At 61.8% G+C, this 4,414-nt stretch carries 7 protein-coding genes and 1 pseudogene; 2 read left to right on the top strand and 6 right to left on the bottom strand.

Going from position 1 to position 4,414, the window contains the following annotated elements; all coding sequences use genetic code 11:
* The 5 genes and pseudogenes from K678_RS19805 to K678_RS16935 all read right to left on the bottom strand — a co-directional run.
* Window positions 1-420, bottom strand: a pseudogene (locus K678_RS19805) (TrbI/VirB10 family protein); the annotation flags it as partial.
* A complete protein-coding gene (locus tag K678_RS16920; protein ID WP_021133699.1) occupies window positions 420-1,466 on the bottom strand; it encodes a TrbG/VirB9 family P-type conjugative transfer protein in 1,047 nt (348 codons plus the stop codon). The gene K678_RS16920 and the pseudogene K678_RS19805, both read right to left, overlap by 1 nt.
* The gene (locus K678_RS16925) at window positions 1,463-2,185 is read right to left on the bottom strand and encodes a VirB8/TrbF family protein (protein WP_021133700.1); all 723 of its coding nucleotides are present in this window, start codon (window positions 2,183-2,185) and stop codon (window positions 1,463-1,465) included. Before K678_RS16925 ends, K678_RS16920 begins: the two co-directional genes overlap by 4 nt.
* Window positions 2,182-2,433, bottom strand: a complete 252-nt coding sequence (locus tag K678_RS16930; protein ID WP_021133701.1) for a hypothetical protein — start codon at window positions 2,431-2,433, stop codon at window positions 2,182-2,184. Before K678_RS16930 ends, K678_RS16925 begins: the two co-directional genes overlap by 4 nt.
* A 40-nt stretch (window positions 2,434-2,473) precedes the next feature.
* Window positions 2,474-3,403 (bottom strand): type IV secretion system protein, encoded by a 930-nt coding sequence (locus K678_RS16935; RefSeq protein WP_231376283.1) that lies wholly within the window; start codon window positions 3,401-3,403, stop codon window positions 2,474-2,476.
* Between K678_RS16935 and K678_RS19635 the strand changes: the two genes are divergently transcribed.
* Both K678_RS19635 and K678_RS18850 read left to right on the top strand, forming a co-directional pair.
* The gene (locus tag K678_RS19635) at window positions 3,332-3,565 is read left to right on the top strand and encodes a hypothetical protein (protein ID WP_231376284.1); all 234 of its coding nucleotides are present in this window, start codon (window positions 3,332-3,334) and stop codon (window positions 3,563-3,565) included. The genes K678_RS16935 and K678_RS19635 overlap by 72 nt on opposite strands.
* Window positions 3,549-3,923, top strand: coding sequence for a hypothetical protein (locus tag K678_RS18850; protein WP_155804596.1), 375 nt, complete (start codon window positions 3,549-3,551; stop codon window positions 3,921-3,923). The genes K678_RS19635 and K678_RS18850 overlap by 17 nt, the downstream gene beginning before the upstream one ends.
* 115 nt (window positions 3,924-4,038) lie before the next feature.
* Here K678_RS18850 and K678_RS19215 read toward each other — a convergent pair.
* Window positions 4,039-4,414: hypothetical protein (locus K678_RS19215; protein WP_021133703.1), on the bottom strand; the 376-nt coding region annotated here is incomplete at its 5' end.

The following is a 4,414-nucleotide window of genomic DNA, read 5'->3' on the forward strand; positions in this document are numbered from 1 at the left end:
GTAGGCCGGGTCCTTGGCAGCGATTCCCAGATCGAGCGGAGCCGGACGCAGCGCCGAAGCCGCATCGACCGACACCGGCAGCGGCTCAGGCGGGGTCCAGGCGGCGGCCCCCAACGACCGGCTGCGATAGGCCGATTGGACCGAGCGCTCGACCGGACCCAAACTCTTCGGTGCTGGCGCAGGCGGCGGAGCCTGGACCGGGGCCGGGATCGCCACCTCGCGGACCACTTCGCGCTCGATCACCACCGGGGGAAAGGCCGGGGCCGGTGGCGGGGCTGGCGCAGGCGGCGGCGCGGGCGGCTTATAGGCCCAGACGGCGGGATCGTCGGCGGGCAGCGGATCGGGTGCCGGAGCGGCCCCGGGGCAAGAGCCCGACAGGGTCAATCCGGCAGCGAGCGCCAGGTCGCACAGCCAGGTCATCAGGACTTGCCCCCGTATTGGAGGCAGAGGAACTTCTTGCCGTTTTTGAGCGTGATCAGCGGGTTGACGCTCTCGACGATGAAGGTGCTGCCCTGGACCCGGGAATTGACCAACTCGTCGATGCCGTCGATGGTGACATAGGCGGTGGACAGCTCCATCCCGTCCCACTTGTCGCCATAGCGGATGTAGGTGAAGACGTCGTCGCGATAGACCACTTCGGGCTTCAGATCGTCGTCGCCCCACAGGCGGTAGTCCTTCCAGCCCCGAAGCTTGGCCGGGTCGAAGGCGATGGTGCGGACGAAATCACCTTCGGCAGGCTTCGGGTTGGCGAGGTCGTGAACGGCCTTTCCGGCGGCATCACCCGGCTTGGCCGAGGCGGTTACAGCGGCGACCGGCTTGATCGCCTCGGGGCGTTCGCGCCCCAAGATGCGGACGATCAGATCGGGGACATGGACCGAGTTGAAGCCCTCGGAGCGGAGATAGAACGGATAGACCGCGCCCGACTTGGTGTAGACGTTGAGATTGGTGTCGAGGCCATAAGCCGCCGGGCGCACCGCGACCATGTTGGTGGCGCGGACCTGGACCTTGAAGCCGGTGGCATCGCCCAGGTCGATCTGGGTGATCTCGGCATCCTCGGGCAGCACCAGGGTGGTGGACATGAATTCCCGGGTGCGGACCTTGTAGACGCAATCTTCGCACAGCCGCGTCGCATAGATCCCGTGGCGCGGCTCGGACTCATTCCAGGCGTTTTGAATCTGGCCCCCGGCCCCCACCCGGTCCATCTCGGGGAAGCGGCCTTCGGCCTGATCGACCGCCTGTTGGTAGGCCGAATCCGGCAGCGGCGCGGGCGGGATCGACGCGATTTGGGGCTGCGGTTGCGGTGACGGATAGGGCGAGGCCGACAGCGCGGGCGTGGACGACACCTTGCCGGGCGCGGGCGGACTCATCGGCACCGAGGGCTGGGCCAGCGACTTGACCGGCGTCTGAGCCAGAGCGGGCGTGGTCGACAGCAGCAGCGCCGCCGCCAGAGCAGAGCGAGAGATCATGAATTTCCCCTTTCCTTGAGGGCGAGATCGAGCACCTTCAGACCCAGCGGGTTCTCGAACTTGTCGGCGGGGTGAACGGTGTGGGGCCGCGCGGTCACCGCGACATAGGCGCGCAGCCGCCGTGTCTCGACCGGCTTGCCGTCGCGGGCGTCGGTCTGGACGAAATCGACGGCATAGCGGCCGATCCCGTCCTTGAAGCTGATCCGGTCGGCGCTCTCGACCGCGATCGAGCGGTTGAGCCCGGTTTCGACCGCGCGCTCGATCTCCTTGTGACGGGACGCGAACTGTTTCCACCACGCGGCGTCGGAATGGAGGTTGGCCTCGCGCATCCGGTCGGCTTGGGAGACGCTGTCGATCTCCAGCAGCACCCGGACATAGCGCCGCACGAAGCTTTCCATCAGCAGATCGAAGCCGGGGGTCTCTTTGGTGATCGGCAGCACCCGGACCAGCGAGGCGGGATCGACCGGAACGGTGCGATCGCCCGCAGGCTCGATCCGGACCAGGCCAAGCTGGACCTTCTGCACCGGCACCAGCGCCGAGATCGCCGCCGCCTCGATGATCACGACGGCGCACAGCCCGGCATTGACCATCGCGCTGATCCGAAACATCCAGGCGAGACGGCGATGGGCCGATTCGAAGGCATAGGGATCGGCGGCGCGGACCCGGTCGTGATCGACCGGGGCAGGCCCGGCGGGGCGAAGCCGCCAGGGCGCTCTCATCCCCGCCCCCAGACGAAGTCCGGCCCGTCATAGAGAACCGGCAGGCAGGCGCAGGGCGATTTCAGCATCTCGTCGGTGCCGCTGCCGTCCTTCTGCAACTCGGTCGGACCCGCGCACCCCTCCAGCAGCAAGACAATCGCCAGCATCAAAAGCAGGCTGACCACTCTCAGGCTGGCTCTCGTCCCCTTGCCCCAACGCGAGGGGGACACGATCCAGGGTCTGATTTTGGGCTCGATGGTCTGATCCATGAGATCGCTCTCCTGCCGTTGACGTGCGGTCGGCAAGGCGTCAGGCCTTGCTGTCCGGCTTGTTGATGTTCTGGAATTTCTCGACCAGGGCGGCGGCAGAGGCCGCGACCGGCCCCGTGACGGCGGCCATGCCCTTGATCGGCAGCAGGCCGAGCGCTCCCCAGCCTCCGGCGGCGTCCTTGGCCGCCAACGTGCCCGCGATGCCCGCGCGCTTCCCCAAGGTCCCGGCGGCGATAGCGCTGCCGCTGATTCCGGCGGTCATGATCCCGCTGGCGGTATTGGTCAGCATCGTCCCGGCGATCGAATTGGCGATCGACGTGCCCTCGGTCAGCAAGGCGGTGCCCATCCAGCCCAGGAACATCACCACCAGGAATTCCGGGTTGGTGATCGAGGCGAACTCGTTGATGCGGTCGCCGGTCAAATCTGCGGGATTAAGTATCGATTCCCTGACGCCGAACACGGTCAGGGACAAAGCAGCGGTGCTGGCGAACAGGACCAGGATCGAGGCCAGCAGGGTCTTCGCACCCGACTGCGCCATGCCCCTTCCCCAGCCAAAGGCGAAGGCCATGAACAGGAACGGCGCGAACACCCCGACCATCGTGGCGCGGAAGATCGCGACGACGACTTGGGTCGAATAGGCCACCACCAGCAGCAAATAGGGCAGCACCAGGATCGCGGCATAGAGATAGTTCTGGAGTTGCATCGCCGATCCGGCGCGGGCGATCGCCGACGCCGCCTGGATCACCTTCGCCGCCGCCTTTTCGCCTTCTGCCGCCAAAGCCATCAGCCCGCTCTGGCCGGTGCTCTGACTGTCGGCAGCTAGGGAAAATACGGATGCACTGGCAGCACCCATAATGGAGATAGCAGAGCTATAGACATATGAAATAAGGCCCGCACCTTGACTACCCAAAATGAGGCCAGTTATACTTACGAATACAAACTCCTCAAATATTTTATTAAAAGTCGTCATTTGGAAATGCAGCTTCGTGCCGGCCAGGACGATCCACAGCCCAGACAAGGAGGTAAACAGAATGAGCATCGGATCGTGCAGCACGTCGCCCAGTCGATCGACGAAGTCCTCGGTCAGGCCGACGTACTTTTCCAACGGCGCGCAGGTGAAACAGGTGTTTGAAAGGTCTTTAGGATTTGTCATTTTAATCTCCATTGTTTTTTTATCAGGATCTGCCTTTGCAGATAGTTTATTTGGAAATTCTTCGATTGAAGAAGCTTCTTCAATTATAAAAGATAAATTAATTAAGCTTGTTTCTACAGTGCTACCTTATATTATATTTATCTTTTTATTAAGAACGACGATCGGCTTTGTTTGGTTTGTTGCAATTGTTGTTTTTAATTTTTACGAAAAAATTGGATTTTTTTGGTCTTCTTTAGCTTCTGTATTTCTGTACATTATAATTCTTGGATTTTTCGAGCTAATTTTTGGAAAGGGAAAAATAAAAGAAAATAAAAAGAAAACAGAGGCGGCCCCATAGGTGGCTCTCATGTTGCTGAAGGAATGATTTTTGATAAGCATTATGATAATGTTATTGCCGTTTGGGCCGCGCGGAAATTTAGAGATAAGTTCTTTCGCTTTTAAACTAATATTTCTCATTCCTTGGCCTCCGTGATCTCGCCGACGCTGTCGGGGGCAAGTCCGGCCTTGATCGCGACGGCGGACTGAAGCTTCAGCATCTGGGCAAGGAGCTGGGTCTGGGCCGCCATGGCCCGGGTTTGGGCGATCTCGGTCTGAGCTATGACGTGGAGGCGGTCCTGGACGGTTTCGGCGTTGCCGAGTGCCGATTGCAGGCTGTCGGCGGTCGAGTTCAGTTCCTCGGCCTGCTTCATCTGGACGTCGGCCTGGGCCAGGGAGCGGGTGCTGGTATCGGCCAGCAGCGCGGAGCGGCGGGTCGAGACTTCGCGCCCGGCCGCTTCCTGTTCGGTGAAGCTCAGCTTTTTCAGCCGATCCCGGCTGAGGAACAGGGCC

Source organism: Magnetospirillum fulvum MGU-K5 (assembly GCF_000442515.1).
GTDB lineage: Bacteria > Pseudomonadota > Alphaproteobacteria > Rhodospirillales > Magnetospirillaceae > Phaeospirillum > Phaeospirillum fulvum_B.

Excerpts from the sequence above, each read along its gene's own strand:
- K678_RS16920 (WP_021133699.1), bottom strand. The coding sequence starts at position 1,466 with ATGATCTCTCGCTCTGCTCTGGCGGCGGCGCTGCTGCTGTCGACCACG.
- K678_RS16925 (WP_021133700.1), bottom strand. The coding sequence starts at position 2,185 with ATGAGAGCGCCCTGGCGGCTTCGCCCCGCCGGGCCTGCCCCGGTCGAT.
- K678_RS16930 (WP_021133701.1), bottom strand. The coding sequence starts at position 2,433 with ATGGATCAGACCATCGAGCCCAAAATCAGACCCTGGATCGTGTCCCCC.
- K678_RS16935 (WP_231376283.1), bottom strand. The coding sequence starts at position 3,403 with ATGACGACTTTTAATAAAATATTTGAGGAGTTTGTATTCGTAAGTATA.